Annotated in this window: 24 protein-coding genes; 6 read left to right on the plus strand and 18 right to left on the minus strand. The window is 41.8% G+C overall.

From position 1 onward, the window contains the following. Window positions 1-640, minus strand: a 640-nt coding sequence (gene tyrS / locus PHF79_01000) for a tyrosine--tRNA ligase (GenBank protein ID MDD5318387.1), incomplete at its 3' end; no start/stop codon positions are given. A 53-nt stretch (window positions 641-693) separates the two neighbouring features. Here tyrS and PHF79_01005 point away from each other — a divergent pair. Then, window positions 694-3,255, plus strand: coding sequence for a PBP1A family penicillin-binding protein (locus tag PHF79_01005; protein ID MDD5318388.1), 2,562 nt, complete (start codon window positions 694-696; stop codon window positions 3,253-3,255). Between the two features lie 9 nt (window positions 3,256-3,264). On the opposite strand, the gene PHF79_01010 is transcribed toward PHF79_01005, so the two are convergent. The 3 genes from PHF79_01010 to dnaA form a co-directional block, all read right to left on the minus strand. Beyond that, on the minus strand, window positions 3,265-3,519 hold the full coding sequence (locus PHF79_01010; GenBank protein MDD5318389.1) for a hypothetical protein: 255 nt from the start codon (window positions 3,517-3,519) through the stop codon (window positions 3,265-3,267). A 52-nt stretch (window positions 3,520-3,571) separates the two neighbouring features. Then, entirely contained in the window at window positions 3,572-4,672 is a 1,101-nt protein-coding gene (dnaN, locus tag PHF79_01015) for a DNA polymerase III subunit beta (GenBank protein MDD5318390.1), read from the minus strand. 260 nt (window positions 4,673-4,932) lie between these two features. Continuing rightward, window positions 4,933-6,291 (minus strand): chromosomal replication initiator protein DnaA, encoded by a 1,359-nt coding sequence (gene dnaA, locus PHF79_01020; GenBank protein MDD5318391.1) that lies wholly within the window; start codon window positions 6,289-6,291, stop codon window positions 4,933-4,935. Window positions 6,292-6,388: 97 nt separating this feature from the next. On the opposite strand from dnaA, the gene rpmH reads away from it, so the two are divergent. The 3 genes from rpmH to PHF79_01035 are packed head-to-tail and all read left to right on the plus strand — an operon-like array spanning window position 6,389 to window position 7,671. Beyond that, the gene (gene rpmH, locus PHF79_01025; protein MDD5318392.1) at window positions 6,389-6,526 is read left to right on the plus strand and encodes a 50S ribosomal protein L34; all 138 of its coding nucleotides are present in this window, start codon (window positions 6,389-6,391) and stop codon (window positions 6,524-6,526) included. Between the two features lie 24 nt (window positions 6,527-6,550). After that, entirely contained in the window at window positions 6,551-6,901 is a 351-nt protein-coding gene (gene rnpA, locus PHF79_01030; GenBank protein MDD5318393.1) for a ribonuclease P protein component, read from the plus strand. Beyond that, on the plus strand, window positions 6,898-7,671 hold the full coding sequence (locus PHF79_01035; GenBank protein ID MDD5318394.1) for a YidC/Oxa1 family membrane protein insertase: 774 nt from the start codon (window positions 6,898-6,900) through the stop codon (window positions 7,669-7,671). Before rnpA ends, PHF79_01035 begins: the two co-directional genes overlap by 4 nt. An 88-nt stretch (window positions 7,672-7,759) precedes the next feature. Here PHF79_01035 and PHF79_01040 read toward each other — a convergent pair whose 3' ends face one another. From PHF79_01040 to PHF79_01105, 14 genes are all read right to left on the minus strand, one after another. Continuing rightward, window positions 7,760-9,127, minus strand: a complete 1,368-nt coding sequence (locus PHF79_01040; GenBank protein MDD5318395.1) for a hypothetical protein — start codon at window positions 9,125-9,127, stop codon at window positions 7,760-7,762. A gap of 53 nt (window positions 9,128-9,180) precedes the next feature. Beyond that, window positions 9,181-10,002 (minus strand): pilin, encoded by an 822-nt coding sequence (locus tag PHF79_01045; protein MDD5318396.1) that lies wholly within the window; start codon window positions 10,000-10,002, stop codon window positions 9,181-9,183. A 20-nt stretch (window positions 10,003-10,022) separates the two neighbouring features. Then, window positions 10,023-10,847, minus strand: a complete 825-nt coding sequence (locus PHF79_01050; GenBank protein MDD5318397.1) for a pilin — start codon at window positions 10,845-10,847, stop codon at window positions 10,023-10,025. Window positions 10,848-10,864: 17 nt separating this feature from the next. Next, window positions 10,865-11,893, minus strand: a complete 1,029-nt coding sequence (locus tag PHF79_01055) for a hypothetical protein (GenBank protein ID MDD5318398.1) — start codon at window positions 11,891-11,893, stop codon at window positions 10,865-10,867. Between the two features lie 18 nt (window positions 11,894-11,911). Next, window positions 11,912-12,424: a hypothetical protein gene (locus PHF79_01060; GenBank protein ID MDD5318399.1), complete on the minus strand. Its 513-nt coding sequence runs from the start codon at window positions 12,422-12,424 to the stop codon at window positions 11,912-11,914. 11 nt (window positions 12,425-12,435) lie between these two features. Continuing rightward, entirely contained in the window at window positions 12,436-14,256 is a 1,821-nt protein-coding gene (locus PHF79_01065) for a DUF87 domain-containing protein (GenBank protein MDD5318400.1), read from the minus strand. A gap of 39 nt (window positions 14,257-14,295) precedes the next feature. Beyond that, window positions 14,296-14,652, minus strand: a complete 357-nt coding sequence (locus PHF79_01070) for a hypothetical protein (protein MDD5318401.1) — start codon at window positions 14,650-14,652, stop codon at window positions 14,296-14,298. A 59-nt stretch (window positions 14,653-14,711) separates the two neighbouring features. Further along, the gene (locus PHF79_01075; protein ID MDD5318402.1) at window positions 14,712-14,948 is read right to left on the minus strand and encodes a hypothetical protein; all 237 of its coding nucleotides are present in this window, start codon (window positions 14,946-14,948) and stop codon (window positions 14,712-14,714) included. 71 nt (window positions 14,949-15,019) lie between these two features. Continuing rightward, the gene (locus tag PHF79_01080; GenBank protein ID MDD5318403.1) at window positions 15,020-15,523 is read right to left on the minus strand and encodes a PrgI family protein; all 504 of its coding nucleotides are present in this window, start codon (window positions 15,521-15,523) and stop codon (window positions 15,020-15,022) included. Continuing rightward, entirely contained in the window at window positions 15,520-15,804 is a 285-nt protein-coding gene (locus tag PHF79_01085) for a hypothetical protein (GenBank protein ID MDD5318404.1), read from the minus strand. Before PHF79_01085 ends, PHF79_01080 begins: the two co-directional genes overlap by 4 nt. Window positions 15,805-15,925: 121 nt before the next feature. Further along, window positions 15,926-16,528, minus strand: coding sequence for a hypothetical protein (locus PHF79_01090; protein ID MDD5318405.1), 603 nt, complete (start codon window positions 16,526-16,528; stop codon window positions 15,926-15,928). A 21-nt stretch (window positions 16,529-16,549) separates the two neighbouring features. Next, window positions 16,550-18,943: a hypothetical protein gene (locus tag PHF79_01095; protein MDD5318406.1), complete on the minus strand. Its 2,394-nt coding sequence runs from the start codon at window positions 18,941-18,943 to the stop codon at window positions 16,550-16,552. Between the two features lie 21 nt (window positions 18,944-18,964). Beyond that, the gene (locus PHF79_01100; protein ID MDD5318407.1) at window positions 18,965-20,185 is read right to left on the minus strand and encodes a hypothetical protein; all 1,221 of its coding nucleotides are present in this window, start codon (window positions 20,183-20,185) and stop codon (window positions 18,965-18,967) included. Between the two features lie 10 nt (window positions 20,186-20,195). Beyond that, on the minus strand, window positions 20,196-21,095 hold the full coding sequence (locus tag PHF79_01105; GenBank protein MDD5318408.1) for a hypothetical protein: 900 nt from the start codon (window positions 21,093-21,095) through the stop codon (window positions 20,196-20,198). A 66-nt stretch (window positions 21,096-21,161) separates the two neighbouring features. Between PHF79_01105 and PHF79_01110 the strand changes: the two genes are divergently transcribed. Both PHF79_01110 and PHF79_01115 read left to right on the plus strand, forming a co-directional pair. Beyond that, window positions 21,162-22,001 carry an IPT/TIG domain-containing protein gene (locus PHF79_01110; GenBank protein ID MDD5318409.1) on the plus strand — a complete coding sequence of 280 codons (840 nt, stop codon included), beginning with the start codon at window positions 21,162-21,164 and terminating at the stop codon, window positions 21,999-22,001. 4 nt (window positions 22,002-22,005) lie between these two features. Next, on the plus strand, window positions 22,006-22,413 hold the full coding sequence (locus tag PHF79_01115) for a hypothetical protein (GenBank protein ID MDD5318410.1): 408 nt from the start codon (window positions 22,006-22,008) through the stop codon (window positions 22,411-22,413). Window positions 22,414-22,443: the final 30 nt, after the last annotated feature.

Genomic DNA, 22,443 nt, shown 5'->3' on the forward strand with positions numbered 1-22,443 from the left:
TCCGATCTCGCCCCACAAGCATATTGAAAGTTTGATCATTGCCTCCAATTTCCGCATCCACCCCCAACGCCACACTGTCATACCCTTGAAGAAGGGGATAAAGAAACTCGTGAATAAAAATTGGTTTTCCTTCAGAATTTCTTTTTTCAAACATGTCCCTCTTGAGCATTTGCTCCACTGTCATGTGTGAGGCAAGCTCTAAAACATCCGCAAAGTTCATCTTTTTAAGCCAGCTTGAGTTGAAACGGAGCTCTGCTTTATTGCGACCTGAAAAATCTAGAAAACGACTGGCTTGTGTTTTATATACTTTGCAGTTATTTAAAACCTCTTTTGCACTTAGTTTTTTGCGGGTAGCCATTTTGTCAGTAGGATCGCCTATCTGGGCTGTAAAATCACCAATCAAAAGGATTACTTTGTGCCCAAGTCTCTGAAAATCCCGTAACTTTTTGAGGATAATCACATGGCCCAAATGAAGAGTCGGGCCGGTCGGATCAATGCCTAAATAAATAGTGATTTTTTCACCTTTTTTTAATTTTTCTTCTAAAAAAGCTGGATTGGGAAAAATGTGTTCAACTCCTCTAGTCAAAAGTTCCTGGATGGACACTCCTTTTGGTTTTTCTTTTATAAGGCCTATATTCATAAGTATAAATGTACCATATTGAAAGTCCTTTGAGTATGGTAGGATGTAGGGCAATGAAATTGATAGATGTGTTCCTTAGGGAATTAAAAGGATTGGGTAGATTTATAAAGTGGGTTTGGAAAAATCTGAAAACTCCTGCAGGGAGAAGCCGTGTCTGGCATGTTTTTTTAAATATTTTGAAATCCCTGCCACGAATTATCAAGTGGAGGCATATTGCATCTGTTTTGGTTGCTGTTTTGATTTTTCTTTTCATATTTGGTGGATTTTTTGTCTTATGGGCCGCCAGCCTAAAAACCCCAGACCTAAGCTCTTTTGACGACCGCTTAGTCAGTCAATCTACAAAAATATATGACCGAACAGGTAATATTCTCCTGTATGATTTAAGCCAGAACGTACGTCGCACCGTTGTTCCTTTTGACCAAATATCACCCTACGAAAAAGAAGCGGCGGTAGCCATTGAGGATGCGGGTTTTTATCAGCACAATGGGATAAAAATCAGCTCTATTATCCGAGCCTTTTTTGCAGACATTTGGACTCTTCATTTCAGCCAAGGAGGCTCAACCATCACCCAACAAGTGGTAAAAAATTCACTTTTGACTGGCGACAAGACAATTTCCAGAAAAATTAAGGAATGGGTTTTGGCCATAAAACTAGAACAGGTTGCCGATAAAAACACCATTTTAAACCTTTATTTAAACAACACACCTTACGGAGGAAATATATATGGAATAGAAGAAGCCAGCCAGGTTTTTTTTGGTAAACACGCTGCCGACCTGGATTTAGCAGAGTCAGCCTATCTTGCCGCCCTACCTCAAGCCCCCACCTATTACTCCCCTTTTGGAAACAACAAGGCAGCTTTGGTGGATAGAAAAAATCTTGTTTTGCAAAAAATGAGGGAATTGAATGACATTACAGCCGATGAATATAATGCTGCTATACAAGAAAATGTAGCCTTTAAAACTGCTTCGGTTGGAGGGATTAAAGCTCCTCATTTTGTGATGTTTATCCGAGACTACTTGGCAAAAAAATACGGGGAAGATGCCCTTCAACAAGGGGGCCTCAGTGTCATAACCACTCTTGATTACGATCTCCAACAAAAAGCTGAACAAGTGGTCAAGGATTACATTCTAAAGAATGGAAAGGCCCTTAATGCCAGCAACGGGGCACTCGTGGCTATAGATCCAACCAATGGCCAAATATTAGCTATGGTGGGTTCTCGAGATTATTTTGATACAACAATCGATGGAAACTTTAACGTAGCTACGGCCCATCGTCAGCCGGGATCCTCCTTTAAACCTTTCGTATATGCCACCGCTTTTGATAAAGGTTACACTCCCGACACGGCTATTTTTGATGTGCCAACTGAATTTTCAACAGGGTGTAGTGTGACTGGATATCCTATCTCCCCTGGCGCAGTTTGCTATTCTCCTCAAGATTACGATAACACTTATATGGGAGTGATGAGCCTACGCACGGCTTTAGCCCTCTCACGCAACGTTCCAGCTGTAAAACTTCTCTATTTAGCTGGAGTTCAGAATTCTATAGAAACGGCCCGGAAAATGGGCATCCAAAGCCTTGGGGACGCCAACCAATATGGCCTTACCCTTGTACTTGGAGGAGGTGAAGTCTCTCCATTGGATATGACAAGCGCCTACGGAGTTTTTTCTCAAGATGGAGTACGCAATCCAGACACTGGAATACTGGAGGTGAAAGATCGAGCTGGGAATGACCTGGAAAGGTTTGCCACTTCTTCAAGCTTGGTCCTCAATCCCCAGTCAGCTCGTTTAGTAAATGATGTGCTATCTGATAATAATGCCAGAGCGCCTGTTTTTGGTCCAGTTTATTTTGGAGGAAAAAGAGTAGCCATGAAAACAGGTACTACAAACAACTCCCGAGATGCGTGGGTTATTGGATACACACCTTCAATCGCAGTAGGTGTCTGGATGGGAAACAATGACAATGCCCCCATGGTCCAAAAAGCCTCCGCCGCTATTGCCGCTCCGATGTGGAAGCAATTTATGGATTATGCCTTAACCAAAGTACCAGATACCCAATTTACTCCACCAGATCCAACAGATCCAAATCTAAAGCCATTTCTTAAAGGTTTTTGGCAGGGTGATGGGTTGAGTGGTATACACTCTGAGCTTTATTGGATAAATAAAAATGACCCGACTGGCCCCGCACCAACAGATCCAAACAGTGATCCTCAGTTTCGTTTATGGGAGTATGGGGTGCAAAACTGGGCAGCCAGTCAAAACCTCCTCACCACGCCTACCACAGTAGGAAACTTCACCCCAGGACCAGTGGTCGTACCCGGAACCACAGACATTGATGGCCCTGTGTTTACACTATCAAGTCCAAACCAAAACAACACCATTGATGGAAACACGAGAGTTACAATCACTCCAAACATCCAATCCTCAAGCACAATCTCCAGAATTGATTATTTTGTGAACAACACTCTTATAGGCTCTTCTACTCAAGCTCCTTTTTTGTTTTCTTTTGTTCCAAACGATACTGAAAATATTCAAGCTACCAATGAAGTGAGGGCCCTGGCAACGGACATAAATGGAAAAAGGGGTGAAGCTTCCTTTTCCTTTAGTGTTATTAAATAACTTTTATTTTTAACGGATATCGGAAACTGATACCTCTGGATTTTTCTCCTTTAAATAACTTAAAATTGATGTCTTCTTTAAAAAGATTTCATTTTTTATGGCTGGGTGGGTTTTAATAAAAAGCACGTTGTCTTTAAGGATAATTTCTTTTTTTGTAAAAGACACCTTCATAAAAATAGATAGTGTTTGGGCTATTTTTTCTCGATCAAGGGTGCTGTCCTTGAAGGTTTGATACCTGCTTAAAAAGTTTGAAACACTGAGCATACTTTCATTATACCAAATTTATTTTAAATTTATCACCCACCTAAAACACATCCTATTTATTCATAGGCATCACTAAATACATAAAGGATTGGTCATTTACTCCTTTTATGATCAAAGCTTTATTGAGGCCGGCAAAACTAAAAGAAATAGAGTCTGTGTCTATAGACTGGAAGCAGTCATGGAGATATTTGTAATTAAAATTAATTTTTAAAGATTCTCCCGTCAAAGCGGCACTGAGGCTGTTTTCATTTTCTCCAACGTCGTTATTTTTAGTTGTGAGATGAAAAATCTTTGCAGTTGGATCAATCTCTAGGTTGACCTCATTAAATGCATTAGAGAAGACTGTGGAGGTCTTGAGGCTATTTAAAATATCCTGCTTAAGTAGCACTACCTCCGTAGTTGTCTCTTTTGGAATAATCTGACGATAATCTGGAAAAACTCCTTCCACCGCGCGCGAAAAAAGGTAGATTGAGTCTGTGGAAATTGAAACTTGATTCGCATCCGTTTTTATTTCAAAATCTCCCTCAACTCCATCAAAAATTCTGACAATTTCCGCCACATTTCTAAATGGAATAAGGGTTTGGGTAAAATTACCTATATTTTTAGCCTTTATTTTTTTCTCAGCCAAACGAAAAGCATCTGTGGCTGCATAGACCATAAAACCATTTTCGGCTTTTATGAGCACACTAGAAAGCTCTGGTTTCATGCTAGAAATAGCTGAGCTATACCAGACAGACTTGAGGCCTTTGATGAAATCCTTACCCGGTAAAGAAAAAACTTGACCTCCCGATACTTTTGGAATAGTAGGATAGTCCTCAATGGGATAAGTTTTTATTAGAGCATGACTTTGAGATGTTGAAACTTTTAAGGATCCGTCTATCATTTCCAGCTTTATGCTTTTTTCTGGAGGCAGATTGGACAAAAAACCATTTAGAATTGCTCCAGGCACAGCAATAACTCCATCTTGGATCACTTTTGCTGGTACAACGATTTCTACACCAAGATCCAGATTGGTGGCCTTTATGTTTAAATGTCCCCCTTTTGCTTCAAGTAAAAGACATTTCAATACCGGAAGGGTTGGATTCTTACTTGTTATTTTTTCTGCTTTTGAAATTGCCCCGACCAACTTTTCTTTTACACATTCGATGTTCATATGTTTTTTCTTTTTTATTATATATAAATATATGATGATGATAGTCTTGTGGATATGGGGAAAACTTTTTAAAGGCTTTCGATACTGGTTTTTTTAGGAATCCTTAAAGAATAAAATGTGGATATGGGACACTTCATGTGGATAACTTTAACCCAAACTTATTTTTATTTTTTACTTTTCAACATTCAGACCGGACGGTCTCCCAAACTTTTCCACTCCTTCTCCCCAGTTTTTTAAACCCTACTCACTTTTAATCCACATCAAATCAATGCGCGGATCTGATTTAATTCTTGGATAAGGAGAGGATTATTTTTTATTTCATTTTTAATTTTGTCGCATGAGTGAATGACAGTGGTGTGGTCTCGTCCACCCATTTTTTGTCCTATAAGAGGATATGAAATATTAAAGTCTTCTCGCAAAATATACATAGTGAGCTGTCTTGGTTTGACCACTTCTTGGCGGCGAGTTTTATTGTAAATGCTATCCTCCTCTATGTTGTAAAAACTAGCCACCGCTTTAATCACTTCTTTTACTGAAACATTTCGAACTGGTTTTGTAGAGTTCTTTGTGAGCATCTTTATATCACTGAGCGAGATGTCGTTTCCCTTCATCTGCATGTGGCATATGAGGGCGTTTAAGGCCCCTTCAAGCTCTCGAATGCTTCCTTCTACAGTGGAGGCAATATACTGAATGATTTCGAGAGGAATTTCTACTCCATTTTGGCGCGCTTTGGCTTGTAATATGGCCGTTTTTGACTCCAAGTCAGCAGGAGAAATATCTACCATCATTCCTGCCATGAAGCGCGATTTTAGACGATCCTCTAAGTTTTGAAGGTAGTTTGGATGGACATCAGATGAAAAGATAATCTGGCGATTGTTTTCATACATGTGGTTAAAGAGGTGAAAGAGCTCATCTTGAGTTTTTTCTTTGTTTGAAAGAAATTGGATATCATCCATAATCAATAGATCATATTTTCTATACTTTTCTTTGAACTGGTTTATTTTGTTGGCTTGCATCGAGCTGACATAATCAGTCGAAAATTTTTCAGAGGTAACATAAAAAACCCTTCGGTCTTTGTTGTGATTTTTTAGGTAGTTCCCCACTGCTTGCATGAGGTGTGTCTTACCAAGCCCTGTGCTTCCGTAGAAAAAAAGTGGATTGTAAGCAACAGGTTTTTTAATAATAGCCTGAGCTGCAGCATGCGCTAGTTCGTTAAAAGGTCCAACCACAAAACTTTCAAAAGTATATCGAGGGTTTAGGTTGTCATCAGGATTGATATAAAAGTCAGTCAAAGGAAGCTCTCGAGTAATGTTTTGGATTTTGTGGGTGTTGGCTTGGGGTGATTCAAGGTTTTGGTTTTTTTGATTATTGGCAATAACCACATAGTGGACAGATCTAACAAGGTTGTCTGAGTATTTTCTAAACAAACTCAACATGGTTTTGTGGTGTTTTTCAGCAATCCAGTCGCGGACAAAAACACTTGGGACCGAAACATACACTCCACCCTCTTCGTCAATCCTTTGTACCCCAGTATCCTTAAACCACATATTGAAATTAATTTTTGAGAAAGCCAGCTCTATTTCATTTAGGACCGAAGACCAGATTTGTTTTACATCCATAGTGGCTATAGTATAACTCCTTGCGGAAAAGAATGAACTTGCGACAAGGAGATAACTATGTTGATAAGTTGTGGATAATGCGCTATACTCCCTCATTATGTCTAGAACATATCAACCAAAAAAACGAAAGCGTGCTAAAAGCCATGGCTTTTTAGTGCGAAAGAAAACCCGTACAGGTAAAAATGTCATCACTCGCCGCCGTCACAAAGGTCGCAAACGACTTTCTACGGTGTAATGCTTGATGGTGGGGTCAAAACAAATGTTGCCTCGCACCCACAGAATAAACACAGACGAATGCAATAACATCCTCACCAAGGGTGTTTCTGTCTATACGCCCTTTTTTTCGCTTCGTTTTATAAAATACGCCCACACAGAGCCATTTAGTAGCAGTTTTGGGGTGGTGGTTTCAAAAAAAGTGGCCAAAACAGCGGTTGAAAGAAACCGCCTAAAGCGTCGTTCTAGAGAAATTATTAGGTCTTTTTTGTCAAAAATCCAGCCCAATTTTAAAGTGATGGTTTTTGTTTCGGCTGCCGCCAAAAAACTAAAAAAGGACCAGTTTTTGGAAGAACTTAGGGTTGTTTTAGTAAAAGCTGGTATACTAATGCCATGATTTCATACATTTTTCACCTTGTAGTTTACAATCCCTTATATAATGCACTGGTTTTTTTGATTGACGTCGTGCCAGGCCACAATGTGGGCGTGGTGGTTGTTTTACTGACCTGTATTGTCATGCTTATCCTCTTTCCCCTCTCCAGATCTTCAGTCAGAACCCAGCTCGAAATGAAATTGATGGAACCAGAGCTTGCTAAAATTCGTGAACGAAATAAAGGTAACAAACAGCAAGAAGCCCAAGAAATGATGGATTTCTACAAAAAGAACAAAATCAACCCTTTTTCAACAGTTTTTTTAACTTTTATTCAGATCCCTATTATTTTGGGCCTTTATTTTATATTTTACAGGGGAGGCTTGCCTATTATTGATAAATCAATCCTATATTCCTTTGTTGCCAATCCCTTGACGGTCAACATGCATTTTATTGGTATGGATATTGCCAAAGCAAGCATAGTTCTTGGTTTTTTAGCGGCCCTAACCCAGTTTTTTCAAGGGTGGTTTTCTGTCCCAGCCTTTACCCCAAGCCCAAAGTCGGCAGATTCTTCAGGGAAGCCATCTTTTAAGGACGACTTTGCTCGTAGCATGAACATCCAGATTCGCTATGTCATCCCGGTCTTTATTTTCCTTTTTTCTTTTAAAGTTTCAGGAGCGGTTTGTCTCTACTGGGCTACAAAAAGTATTTTTATGGTGGGGCAGGAGTTGGTAATACGCCACACTGTACGTAAACCTATTGAAAACAGGAACACAACAACTACTGCAGTAAGATAAAAGGCACTTGACGGAGACTTGCGAGCTCGACGGAGCGAGCACGAGGAATTTTTTAGTAGAAAAATATCCGTGCTCCGGAAAGCGCCTTTTATCTTACTGCAGGGGTAGATGTGTTTGTTGGAAGATTTAATACCCAAGGTGTGAGAGTAGTCTTATCAACAAAAACCAGCGCATCTTCGGCGGTATCAAGTGAAGGGTAGGTCACGTCAAGTGAAGCCCCGGTGACGACGTCCTGAGGGCGAACAATAACTTTACTTTCACCTGTGGTGGTGTTGATAGACCAGATTGTATCTGAAAAAGCTACATATCCTTGATACCAGGCATCTGGGTAGATGGCTGAAGGCGGGTTGTTTGGGATAGCACAGTACAAAATATTGTTGTCCTGACTCCAGGCACATTTTTCTGGCAAAGTATGGATAAATAATTTTTGCAAAATATTAGTATCGGGTTGATAAAGACTCATATTGATCACTCCCCCGTCAGTATTTTCTGCATACAAAACTTTTTTTCCATTAGGTGAGACAAGAGAGGTGAGGCCTTTTATACCCCCAAGAATTTTTGAAAAGGTTTTTGTTTGAGGATTAAGAAAGTATAAGTATCCCGGCACTGTACCCGAAGGTTTGGTTGTCATGGCAATAACCTTTGAATTTACCCAATCAACTAGCCATTCCTTGAGCGGAGAATCAAAAACAACACTTTGTTTTGTGCCGTCTGGTTTAGAAATAATCCCTCTAGGGCTAGTATTTAAAACATAGAACATCTGATCTCTTGTTGGGGACAAGGTTAAAGCCGTGATCTCGAAAGGTAAAGGTGAAGAGGTTAAAATACTTTCAGTCGAATTAAACAAATTTTGTCCCGGGGTTGAGGTTGAAACTGTTGATGTGGCTGGCTGGACACTGACAAACTCATTTTTTATAACATCAGTATCATTGATAAGCGAACGATAAATATAAGCATCCCCTGTTGCATTTGCCACATAAGCTTCATAAATCTTTGGTTTAGTGGTGTTGGTCACACGAGTGATTTGAAGGGTGCTGGTGGCTGCTTCAAAAATATTGCCCGTAGCTCTGTCTACAAAACGGATGAATGTTTCCAAATTTTTAACCACTTTTGTCTTTTGAGTAGAGCTGGCGGTGCTTGTCGAAGTCACTATTCTTTGAATAAAATCAATCCCTGCCACAGGCGACGTAGAAAGTTGTCTTAGTTGGGGAATGGCCAAATTTTGTTCTCCAAAACCCGAGGTGGCATCTGTGGTGCTTGAGACAAAAGGGGTGCCAGAGTTTTGGCTAGGGCTATTTTTTCCAAAAGAAAGAAAATCGAAGAGACTTTTTTGGGTCTGAGCTGTTGATCCTCCTGTTGTGTTTGGTCTGGCAACGTACCAGTAGACGCCAAACAACCCCCCAAAAACCAAAATGGAGATGGCTACGACGAGTGTAATAAACTTACCTCGAGACATATAGTTATATTGTATCGTAAATTGGATTAAATAAAAACTAAAAAAATGCAAAACTATGGATAAACCACACTCCAGCTGTTTCCGGTATCTATGAAAATTGAACCATCTGACATCACATACCCACCGTTGGCATTTTGCTGGACATAGTTTGAAAGAATATAATCTTGAAGAACGGTGTCATTTTGAAGATTGACAATGGGCTTGCCTATCCCTGGGCTGGTCACCCCTAAAACGGTCAGATTTGAGTCCCCGGTGTTGTTGGCCAAATCAACCAAACCACTTACCCCGCTTTGTCCAACAGTTGAGATATTATTACAGCCAAAAGTTTGGCCAAAAGTACAAGGCTGTTGAGCGATATTTACACCATTAGTGAGTAAATAGGCTCTGGCATTGTCTTCATTGTTAAAATAACTGGCCTGATCAGCGGCCGAGCCTCCAATAGGCTGAATACCAGAGGCCCCCGTATTTGGAGGACTGAAGGCATTGAAGCCTGTTGATGGGTTTGGAGTGCCAATGGGTGAGGTCGCAAACAACTGGTTATTCGCCGTTGCCGGAGTCCCCGCCGTCCCGTTCACTTGAGATATACTCAAATTCAAATTCAAAAGCTTAGGGTTGATAGTATTCAAGATAATAAATGACATCAAAGCCAAGACTAGCCCCCAAATAGCTGACCAAATCCTATCCTTCCCCTCCTCTTTACTCCCAATAGCCTCAGAGGTCATATATTGAATGCCACCAACCACTATCATAATAACTGCCAACACTCCTGCAGCTGCAATTCCCAACTTGTACATACTGTTTAGATAGGTAGGAAAATCCACCGGAGTAGCACTTACAAAATTTCCAATGTTGGTGAGAGGGGTGTAGGGTTGCATGTTAAATCTTTGTCTAAAGATTAAGGATAAAATGTGAAAGTAACATTATCAGGATTGGCGGCGTCGCGCGTGCCGTCCGTTGCCCCTATGGCCATACCAGCAGCCCGAGACATCTCTCCGTATCCCCCAGTGCTCGGACCGTGATCCCCAACAATTCCCCACACCTGTTTTCCTGTAGTATTGTCTTGGATAAGCACCGGTGTTCCTAAAGGAATGCTCGAACCGATGGGCACTACTACATACACATCAGTATTTGCATCAAGACTTTGACCGTTTGGTTGGTATGAGGTTTGGTTTTGGTGATACAAATCAAAATATGGAGGCTGTCCAATCCCATCAGTGTCGATTTTTACATTGTTGACAGTGGCCGTTTGTCCTCCGCCTGGCGCGGGAGAAAGACTATCAGCGGTTGGGGCTTGTCCGGGCAAGCCATAAGCCCCCGTTAAGGCATTGTAACCAGTATAGGGATTGACCCCCGCCGTTCCTGTAGTCGTCGCAAACAACTGGTTATTCGCCGTTGCCGGAGTCCCCGCCGTCCCGTTCACTTGAGATATACTCAAATTCAAATTCAAAAGCTTAGGGTTGATAGTATTCAAGATAATAAATGACATCAAAGCCAAGACTAGCCCCCAAATAGCTGACCAAATCCTATCCTTCCCCTCCTCTTTACTCCCAATAGCCTCAGAGGTCATATATTGAATGCCACCAACCACTATCATAATAACTGCCAACACTCCTGCAGCTGCAATTCCCAACTTGTACATACTGTTTAGATAGGTAGGAAAATCCACCGGAGTAGCACTTACAAAATTTCCAATGTTGGTGAGAGGGGTGTAGGGTTGCATGGGGATGTTTTGTAGGGTTATTTTCCAATCAAAAACGAGATAGCGTTGGCAGCTTGTTCCAAAAGCTTGTCGGTACTATTGATCTGGACAGCTATATCAGACTGACCTTTTTCTTTGGTGGCCTGACGAAAGACAACTTCATTTTGATTTGTGGGAACATCGATTGAATTGTTGTTGATCGACCAAGCATAGCCCAAAGTCGAACCATTTTTGGCATTGGTTCCAAAAAAATATGGGTAGGCGGCTACTTTTACCTCAGCTTGATTGAGATTGTATGAGCCTTGAAGGGCCCGATTGAATAAAATTCCATAAAGAGGATTGTCTTCATACAGAGCGACTTGAGGGTCTCCAGGAATAAGATCGACATCGTTGGCCGCTTTGGTAGATGAATCCTGGGCCGAAGAAACTTCCACTGCCACATTGTCAGGCTTGGTAAGAATGTTGCCAGTGACATCGAAATAATTTATGCCAAAGCCGGATTTGTCTGCATAAGCGGTGTAATTTTTCTTCCAATTATAAATAATGTTTGAACGACTGACTTGAGAGCCATTTGAAATAAGAGTAGGCAGAGCCACTACTCTCACGTTGTCTTGATATGAGTAGAGAGCCTTACCTTTATAAAAAGGAGGGGTATATGAGTCCGCTTCCCAAATCAGATCTACATCGGCAGGAGCAATAGTGACGCTGCGAGTAAAGGCAGGGCCGTTTATAGGGGTGACGGTGATGTCAATTTTCGTCACTTTGCCTATTGGGCCAGCGTTTAAATTTAAAGATTTGAGACCAGTGCCGCTGGTGAAAGTTTTTCCATTGACTGCCCATGACACATTGGCCCGATCGAGGTCGATGCCAAAAGCTTCGATGGAAACGGAAACAGAATCGTTCGGTTTGGGAATCTCAGGGTCAACGGTGACGGTGGCTTGTTCTTGGATCTCAGGAATTTGTGAGGTGATGTCTGGACTTTGTTGGGCAAAGGCCAAAAAAGGAGAGAATGCGAGTATGGAACCCACACTAAAAGAGAAAACATGAGTAAGAAAATTATTCTTCATCCTCATAATAGTACCACACTAGGCTGCCTCCTGGTATTCGTCACTATCCCCTTGATTGTTGGCCGGCTGGTTTCTGAAACGATTTGGTTTTTCATCTGACGCACCTTCAGGGCGGAAACGGTTTGGCCGAATGATTTTACTTTCAGCGCCGGCATTTTTTTGATTTTGAATTTTATCTTGCTCTCTAGAGGCTTGGATAACCGCTCTAACCATCCCAGGAAAGCCAGGCTGCGGAAGGCCTTCTTTTTGAGGAAAAATAGGCAATAGATCAATAATCGGGATTAAAGCCACAATATCTCTTAAAATAAAAACTTTAAAAATAGTGGGGTCGGTAATCTTGACGTTTTTGGTGGTAAACCAAAATATATATACAGCTGTCATGACAGCCATAAAGATGATACTGATGATTTCTCCTACTAAAAACCAGTCTCCGACTATGTTTATCACAAAATCAAGAGCATAGACGCACCAAGCGGCTCCTTCCATAAGAGTCTCGTCACCAGTTGAAATACGTTGTTGAGATGCAGACATAAAGTAGCGTTTTAAGCGTTCCCTTTATCGAGTAAATCTTCTTTGGCTTTTTTCATGGCCAAGATCTGACTAGGATTGGAGGTGATGATCTGGTCTTCAGTGTACGAAGCAATCACTTTGATAGCGACGTGTTTGAGACCGGCAAAAAAGATGCCTTCACCCACATCGGATTCAAGTAAGAGAAATTTTTCTTCTTCAGTGAGATTGAAAGTTTTTTGGATGACATCAATAGAAGAGGGAGACTGCTTGAGTAGGACCTGGATAGATGAGTTGGTAATAATCGGCAGACCGTAAGGAGAAGCCAAGAAGTCCTCTACGTCCTGGGTGATAGTGGCAAGACCTAAGTAATATTTACGCCCTCGTTTTGCCAAACCAAGCAGGAAGCTAGCCGTATCCTCTGATTTCATCATCCACCAAGCCTCGTCGATGACAAGGAGGCGTTTACGTAAATCTTTGCGCACAGCATTCCAAATAAAGTGCATGACGATATACATAGCGATTGGTTTGAGCTCGTCTTCCATATCGCGGAGTGAAAACACCACAAATTTTTTATTGATATCGACATTGGTTGGACGGTTGATAAAACCAGCCCAAGTCCCTTTGGTATATTTTGTTAGACGCTGCACTAGGCTCTCTCCTCCCTCCATGCCCGCAAGCACTAGCTCAAAATCAGACATAAGAGGCGGCTCGATGGTGGCAAAGTTGGACTCTGGAGTAATGTCCCTGAGGGCGTAGGTTTCACTGATGGCGCGGTCGATGATGGAATCCTCTTCGGGGCTCAAACCTCCAAGCATGATGCGGAAAAGACCCACGAGGTTGATAATATTTGAGCGGAGGACGTCGGCGGCGGACTCGTCTTCTCGAGCGATTGGTAGGTCAAAAGGATTGATATGGTGTTCAGACGTGAGAGAAATATTAAAATAGCGGCCGCCTGTGGCTTCAGCCATATATTCGTATTCACGTTCTGGATCAAGGACGATGACTTCGGTATCAAACATCAAAGTGCGCAAAATTTCGAGCTTGGTGGCGTAGGATTTTCCCGATCCGGCCTTGGCGAAGGTCACAGAGTTGTAGTTTTCTAGTGAAAATCTGTCGAAAAGAATGAGGCTGGAGTTGTGTCGGTTGATGCCATAAAGAATTCCTTTATCTGAGGTAAGATCAAAAGAAATAAAAGGAAAAAGACTTGAGAGAGGCGAAGAGTTGAGTTTTGAGTGCACCGCTAGCTCGTCCGTAGCAATAGGCAAAATACTCTTGTAGCCTTGCTCCTGCTGAAAAAGGGCAGGCTTTATGTAGACCAAGCTGGCCTCGAGAATGGATTTTATTTCAGATTCTATTTTATCAAGCTCGCCATCTGTATCCGCGTATATGGAAATATAAAGACCCACATCAAAGATACGTTCCTGGGCTTGTTGGAGATTGTCGCGGAGATTTTCGAGATCTTGATAGGCGGTGTCGAGCATCGGGTCTCGCACCAGGCCTTTTTCCTCCCGAATGTGAATCTGGCTCTGAACCTCAGCCACTTTTTTCTGAAATTGGCGCAAGACCCGGGAAGTCTCAATAGGATGAATAAAAATCGAGACATCAAAAATCTTGTCGAGGTTGATAATAGGAGCAAACCAGCTTTCAGTCAGATAGCGGGGATAAGAAATGACAAAAAAGGTTCGGACGATTTTGTCGCCAAGATTGAGGGCTCGCGGAGTGATCTTGAGAGCAGAAGGTGCAATAACATCCTGGAGCTCAAGCACTCCAGACTGATAAATCTCCTGAGGCAGGATAGAAGTAATAACTGGCGCGGTCTTGGGTTTTGGTTTTATAAAATCAAGGAGTGACATGTTTTTGTTTTTTTACTTATTACTCTTTACTTATTGCCCCTATTGCTCCACATGGATAGGCTTGTCTATATCCCCTGGGTTGAAAATCTTGTAGAAAAGCTCAATCAATTCTTCGGTGCCAAGCTTGACCACTCGGATCCCACAGCGCACCAAACCTTGCTCGACGACCTCGATACGCTGCTCGAGCTGACTTCGGTTTTCCTCAAAGTTTTGAATATCTTCGGCTGCCACTACGGATTTTTTCTTGGACTGGAAAACGCTCAATGGCCCTGTTTTTTTGGCCTGGATGACACTAGGAGTGTACGGCACCACGATAAAAAAGCTTTTGGTCATGATGTTGGTAGATTCAGTAAAGCTTTTGATGAACTCAATGTACTCATGGGTCTGAATTTTCATCAAATCTCCTGTCTGCTCGAGCTGGCGCTGCTCTAGAAGCGCAATATATGGTCGAATGTCTAGTTTGCGTGACTGACATAGATCTGGATTGGAAAGTTGATCGAGTTGAGAAAGTTTTGAAACTGGGCAATGATAGCGCCCTGTTCGTCAGCCGATTTGAGAGCAAAGTTGAGGGAAGAGGTGAGGACAATGGCTCGCATAGAGTTGTCTTTCAAGACAAGCACCCCATCACGGACTTCTTTGATGGGTACAAATTGCTGAGTTGCTTTGGAAGGAATGCTTGTGCTTGAGGCCATAGCTCTATTATATAGTAAAAAAGAAATAAAAACTTGTGTAAAAACAGTGTCTGAAATTAAAGGGTGAAATATTAAAAAGGATTTTTACTCCCGCGCCTCATACCCTGCCCCACTCCCAGGCTTTTTGACTCGTGCGAGTAGATTGTTTCGTTAACATCAAGGCTCCAGGACAAATCCTTGAGCTTACTTTCGGAGAGTTTTGGCACAAAAAGGCCTTTGGTCACATCGGTGCCGTCATCCTCATCTTCGTGGCCAGGCCCGCCTTTTTTAGCCTGATCCTTGGGCGCTATTTTTTTGTCCTCTTTTTTCCAGATGTAAAGTTTGTTGCCTATAAAATAAGTGATGGCTGACTCCACCACATCAATAAAAGGGCGATTGTTTACTTTATAAAAAGCCAAAGCGAGGGCTAGGCCAAGAATAGGCAAGGCAAAAATCGGTCCAATGAAAGCTGGCAAGACTCTCCAGACAAGATAGGCCCCAGCTACGCCTCCCACAAGATAGACAAACTGCTTGAAGGTGAAAGGGCCAAAAATCTTGTCTTCAACCTCGATAAATTGGGGTACTTGGAATCTCATGCTCCTAGTTTAGCAAATTCTGAGGCAGTAAGGGAGACGTAGTGTTCGAGACTCTGCTCAAGTTTAATGGTCTTTTGACGATTTGAGTGGATATCGTCTTTCATGATGCTCATATCGACCTTGATTGAGGCTATGTTTTCTTCAATAGATTCGACACGGCTTTCTATGGCCTCAAGACGTTTTTCTATACGGTCGAATCTTTTATCCACCTGGTCAAATTTATTTTCTACATAAACCCTAAGGTCTAGGATTGCTTCTAAAATAGTATCTTCTTTTGGCATTTAATTGAATTATCGTACATCTAAAGTGTGCACGCTACTAGCAAGCCTAGCAGATATGTGTTCAAGTTTCTGCCAAGGAGGCTTAAAGAAAGGCTAAATTTTAAAGTATCTTAAGGTGCCTTTAGAACTGTTCTCGATAAGGATCGACAGCGTATTTTTTAGTTTCAGCTTGAGGAGCTTCTGAGGGCACAGCTGGCGAGGGGCTACTTTTTTCATTGATTACAATTTCTTTTTTGGGTACCTGAATAGTCTCAGCCATTTTTTGGACCGTGAGGGATTGATTGCGGATAGAAGTCATGGGGGTTGTGCCAGAGATTGTGGTGGGTGTGTTTGGAGGGCGTACGGCAGAAGCATTTGCTGTAGGCAGACTCGAATTCTTTGGAGTAGGTGTCGGATTTTCGATTTCGTTTAAAACGTCTTCTTTATTAAGATCTTTATGTTCACTTTCTTCCCCTCCCATCTCAACAAGGGTGTGTTTTAAGGGTTTAAGAATCTTTTCATCGATCTCTGCTGCAATTTTTTCAGCTTCACCCTCTGGTATTTCCAAAACATCTCTTATTTTTTGAGTAAAATCAGCAGAAAATATTTTACCAGAAATCAAAGCCCGGGTTTCTTGTTCAAGGCTATCAATTTTATTTATCATTAAATCAAAATCAGCCCCAATTTCTTGGATAGCAATGATATAGTTAGCGGATTCGAGATATTTTTTAATTTCTTCAGGCATATTTTTCTTATTATTTTAAGTTTAGAAGTCTAGGCCCTCTCCGTCATGGTGGGCCCCCCCTCTTAGCCACTGTTCAACAGGAGAACCAGCAGCATGAGCAGCCAAAAGCTGAGCCCTGAGGCCAGCACGTTCAGTCTGGGTTGTTTCTTCTTTAATTTTCTTAATCATACTTACATTTAGATGGGGTACGACATTTACATGTCCAAGAGTTGTCATTGGTAATTGAGCGACTTCAGATGGATGAAGGTTGCCCAAGGCCCCATGGACACCCGCACCAGCAGTTACTGCGGCCTGCAGTGGAGCCATACGAGCTTCTCGGATTTTTTGCTTGTCGCTGTCACCGATTTTATCACTCTTTTCAATGGCTTTTAATTGACTTGAGGTTAGGTGCTGAACAACCCCAGGCTTTGCAAGTGTCTTGGCAGATACGTTTGTGATGTCATTACCAATATCTCTAACAGCCTTTGGAACATTTCCTCCCGCCCCTAGGCCCAATTGAGTTTCAATATTTTGTCTTTGTTCTAATGTGCGAACTTTTGCTTTTCGCTCCTTTTCTGACTTGTTTACATCCTCAACTGATCGAGCGCTACCAAATTTAGCTTTTGCAGCTGCCCCAGAAGTGATATTTCTCAAGGCTGTTCCCACACGAGTGTTTCCAAATCTACTATTTTCCCCAGCAATTTTTCCTAGACCAACAGCATTTCCAGCGGCAAGCATTGTTCTGACACCACCACGACCCATATATCCCTGTGCTCCTTTTCTTGTTTTATCAAACAAATTCATCGCTGCCCCGGAGCCGCTTCCCCCAGCCATCTTTGCTAAGACCAATGAACATACCAATAACCCAACCACAACAGCATAGTTAAAAACCAAACCAATACTGCTTGCAGAGCTAGCCGTACCATTTGCAAAACTGCCAAAACTACCGGTGGCAGTGTTTTGAATTGCACTCAAACCACCATCCTGGATCAATTTAAGTGTAACCCAAATCATCAAGAAAAAGGCCGGAGCGGTGATGGCCTCTTTCATTAAAGCTTGCAACCATTTGTTAAAAGATCCTGAAGTTTTTGGAAGGACCATGGAAGCAAAAGCTACTGGTGAAAGAATCATCAATATGATAATAGTCACAAAACGTGTAATAAAAACTATACTGGCGAACAAAAATATAACTGCAACAACAATCAGCAATATCGATCCAAACAGAGCCGTCAATAAAATGTTGTACCAGCCACCACTTGTGACCGCACTCTTGCTGTTTGTTCCTCCGTTTGTACTCCCCCCCGTGTATATACTTGTCAGTTTTAATGAATTCAAAAAAGCATCAGAAAGACCGTTGTCATTAAGGTTTGTTCCAGCTAAGTTCGTGACAGAGCCGTTTGCCGCTGTAATAGAAATGGATTTATAAAACTGGTAAGAAATAATATTTGAAGCGTCCACGATCACTTTTGTAAAGAAAAGACTAAAATTCATCAGGATGGCCACAATGATCAGTTTTGCCAAAAGAGTCTTGGCATTATAGCCACTAATTCTTAGCACGGTAGCTATCGATATGTAGAGCAAAATAAAGATAAATCCAATATTGGCCAAATCTCGAAAGGTAGACCAGGTAGTAGTGATTGTCTGAATAGCCCCAATATTTTTAGCCATATCAATGACCGTGTAACTTATAACAAAGTTAAATAGAATACCCACTATCCACAAAATCCAAGAAACAGCGGAGAGAACCGTATTGGCTCCCCAGGCGGCACAACCTTCAGCATCAAAACCAAAACCGCTACCCATGTGCCAAATACTGAGGGGTTTCCAGCAAGATGGTCCAGTACTGCTTTCGATACCAGTGTCTGGGGTTGCTGCTGCGGCAGTATTTCCTGCCGCATGCATTGCCTGAACTTGTTGAGCTGCTGTTTGATTCGCAGCTACCACTCCACTAGCTCCGTCGTAACTATTCGCTTGATTTTGAGCTACAGCTATTTTGCGAAGTTGTCCATCAGGACTATTTGGATTTCCTGTTTCATCCAAGATTACCCTACCGTCATCAGGGGCCCCTGGTATTCCTTTCGCTTGGCTTATCCATTGATCGGTCTGGATTTGGTTTCCATCTGCAGAATGTCTGACGACATCCTCGAGCTTCATTTGACCTGTAGAGGTATCCAGTTTATAAATAAAGATCATCTGAACATCTGAATTGGGTTTTCCGTTTGTATCAACCACCCCAGCATTCGCTACAATTGCTTTTTCATAAGAATCCAGAACCAGTGTTGTTCCAGTAATATAGTTTGGTTTTGTAAAAGGGTTTGACAAAAGGTTTGGCCCATCCTGCCAAGCTCCCACCTTCTGTGGTATCAAAAAGAATACGACTAGGAGTAATAATCCTGTATTGAAAAGTATTTTTTTGTTTTTCTCTATCTGAAACATTTATTTTTAAACGTTTACACGTTAATTCTGCAAAATCTTATTCAACGAAATCTTAATCAACTGGTTTACCAAAGCTGTTACAACTTGATCAAAACTATTTGCCAACACAAGCCGATCAGCCGCAAGGCCCGTTTGTTTAGCCGCTGCATCCGCAATCATTCCTCCAGGAGTGGTGGTATGACAGCTTTTTCTTTCTGGATCATCGGCCGCACTTTTATCGCATTGTTGTATATTAAGCCAGCCCTTATTTAAACCTAGTTGAAGTTGTGCTGTGTTTTGTTGTGTCCCAATCCGGGCGTACATTTCATTATTGGACATCAAGGAAAGACCGTATGGATTATTTTGTGGATTTTGAGTCATACTTATCCAGCTTTTGTATCCTCCACCTTGACTCCAGTTTCCGTTCAAAAACTGATTCACATTTGCCGAAGCTTGGGTCAATGTACACTGTGATCTTTGGGCAAAAGTTGAACCATACTGCTTAGCCAAGCCGATACCTACCCCTACACGGAAAGGCTGACAGATATTGAGGCCTGTAGTCCCTCCGACTACCTGCTGGACAAAAGCCCCTGCTTGTTGATCAGCAATATCACTGAAAAATTGTTGAGGGTTGGACACAAAAGCTGGATTGCCATTGAAACCACTATTGATCCAAGCAATCGTACTCTGAGTAATGTAAGTAATCATGGCGTTGATAAAGCAATACTGGATAGAATCCCAACTGATGCCTGTCGGTACCCCAAAGATTACAATACCAATTTTAGCGGCCTCCAAGTTTACTGGCTGATCTGGAACAAGTGGGTTTGCCACTTTGTCTGTGACCGTACCAATAGCTTTTCCGACGAGTCCTGTCGCCGCACGCGCAACCGCCTGCCCCAAAATACTGCCAACACACGAGCCTACTGCCCCAGTCATTGAACCACTTCCAGAGACATTACTTTGAGTAGTGTTTTGGGCTGAAGCGGCTTGGCTATTTGCAGCGGGTTGATTGATGGAGGCTGCGGCGGCATTACCCGCGGTTACCGAGTCTGGCAGGGTGTACGCTCCGGTCACATTGTTGTAATTTGTATTTGAATTATAAGACTGAGTATTCGTAGGATAATTTGCATAAACACCAGATCCATTATTTGTTCCTGGATCAATTGTACCAGCAGCGTCAGTGGTAGCCGCCTTTGTTTCTAAAGGCAAAGCGCCAGCTCCGATCAGAGTGAAGATGGCGATAGAAAGTATTATTTTTTTCATATATAAAAAATTATTTGGCAGTTTGGGCGGTGCTTGTCGAGCTGGCGGCTGGATTCCAAGCTGATCCAGGCTCATTATCATTGAAAATTATACCATTATTCTGGAAATAACCACTGATTTGGGTGTAGATATCGTTTTGTTGAGTAGCTAAAGCCTGATATTCCTGGATAGCCAAGAGGCCCTTGAGGGGGTCTTTTTGATAATTATTGATATCGTTTAAAACAGAGTAAATAGCATAGTAGCTATTGATCAGAGCCAGATGGGTCTGGACTATGTCCGAAGGAACAGATAGTTTTGAAAGACTCAAAGAAACATTTTTATATATCACTATGCTGCTATTGGGTATTTCCCCCGCCGGATTGTCAGTGATTTGCTGGTTGATCCCCGCAAAAGCTTGATTGATTGTCAAAATCAGACTGTTTCCATAAGTTTTAAGGTCGTTTTTAGTCCTAGGTGTAAAGCTGTGAATATCCGAAAGGCTGTATGCCTGAGGCAGGCTAGGAATATTTACGTTGGCCAGGGTGTTGTTGATAATGCTGGTTTGGCTACTATCATCTATCTGTCCACTATTTGCTGTCTGAGCAGACATGTAGTTGGCAAAAAGACTTTTTGAAAGCGTATCCGTCATGGTGTCGTTTGGGCCAGGAAGGAGGGCATTTGCTACGCTGTTGGTGGCAGTCAATTGAGTAATCTGAGCATCCTGAATGGCGCTATCCACTAGATTGTCACTTGATGAGACTTGCCCCGCACTGTAGGAAAGATCAGCGGTTGAAATAATAGAGGAAATACGGTCATAACGAGCCTTGACTGCCACCACAAAAATGACGAGAGAAAGACAGAGGGAAAAAAGAATAAGGACGTTGCGGCTAGGGAGTTTTATTTTTTTAAAATTTAGGTTTTTAAGATTCAAGGAGGTAGATTTTAGATGAATATTATAGTCAAATTATATATGATACTGTGATACAATACAATCAATATGGTGCGGGTATCTGAAATATTTGAAGAAAAAACTAACAGAAAAAATAGCCCATTTTTTCTGTCTGGCCTGATATTTATTTTTTGCTCTATTTTTTTTATTTTTCTTTCTGTCTTTTTAACGGGCAGTTCATTTGCTCAAACTACTGGGTCTGTTGGCCCGTCTAGCGCTGTTGGTTCAGCCGCTATTTTTTATAGAAATTTAAGCTTGGGGGTAAGCGGGCAAGATGTGTTAGCCCTGCAAAAATTTTTAAATCAGGATCCTGCTACCCAGATCCTTTCAGACGGCTCTACACCCTTGGGTGCTCCGGGGTCGTCTGGCCATGAAACAACATATTTTGGAATAAAAACTCAACAGGCTGTGATAAAGTTTCAAGAGAAATATGCTCAAGAAATCTTGACTCCTAATAATCTAGTCCAAGGAAATGGTTTTGTGGGGCCTGCTACCCGCCAAAAAATTATTTCTTTGATTTCTGGCAAAATAAACGCCGTGGTGGCAGATACTGCCCCTACAGTCACGTCCATTTCTCCAGATTCAGCTAAAAATGGTACGGCCATCACGATTACCGGACAAAATTTTGACTTGGCAGACAACACAGTGCTTGTTTCTTGGGATGCCACTTCTACCTATACACATATTCCATCCAAAGACAGCAAAACGATTTCTTTTGTTATGAATTCAACAATTTCAAATCAGATCCAGGATCAAACAAAAGGTTTTAGCCAGCAGGTCTTAGACAAAGTTATGAAAAATTTTCCCCAGTCACTCAAATTATTTGTGGCAGTTGAAAATAAAAACGGACGCAGCAATATGACAAATTTTAATCTCATTTTAAAATAAAATTATGAAAAAAATAGTAAATATTCTGACACTTCTTTCGTTCACTATTTTGATCGCGGCCAGTTTCTTTTTTTCAAACAATAAAGCCAATGCTCTCAGTCTAGGAGACTTAGCCTACACAGTTCCTTTTGGAGGACACTTCACATCCCTCCAGGTTTGTTGCAACGGCTTTCTCTTGCAAATCCAGGTTGTGCAAGGTTCACCTGGTGGAGGCAGTTACCTGTTGGCGTGGCAGGACCTTTTCACCGCCTTAAAAATGAATTATATGCCATTACCCAACAACAATACTCTTGGTCAAGCAGATCGTATTGGACAATGCTACACCATATATTCCGAGTGCGAATCAACTATGAATGTTGATTACAACTTTAGTGGACCAAACGACAGCCTTGGTACCTCAAGCTCTTCCTAAGCATTTTGTCAGATTCCTCCACTGTTCAAG

It is taken from the genome of Candidatus Paceibacterota bacterium, from assembly GCA_028714275.1.
In the GTDB taxonomy this organism is placed as follows: Bacteria; Patescibacteriota; Minisyncoccia; order Phycocordibacterales; family CAINVO01; genus CAINVO01.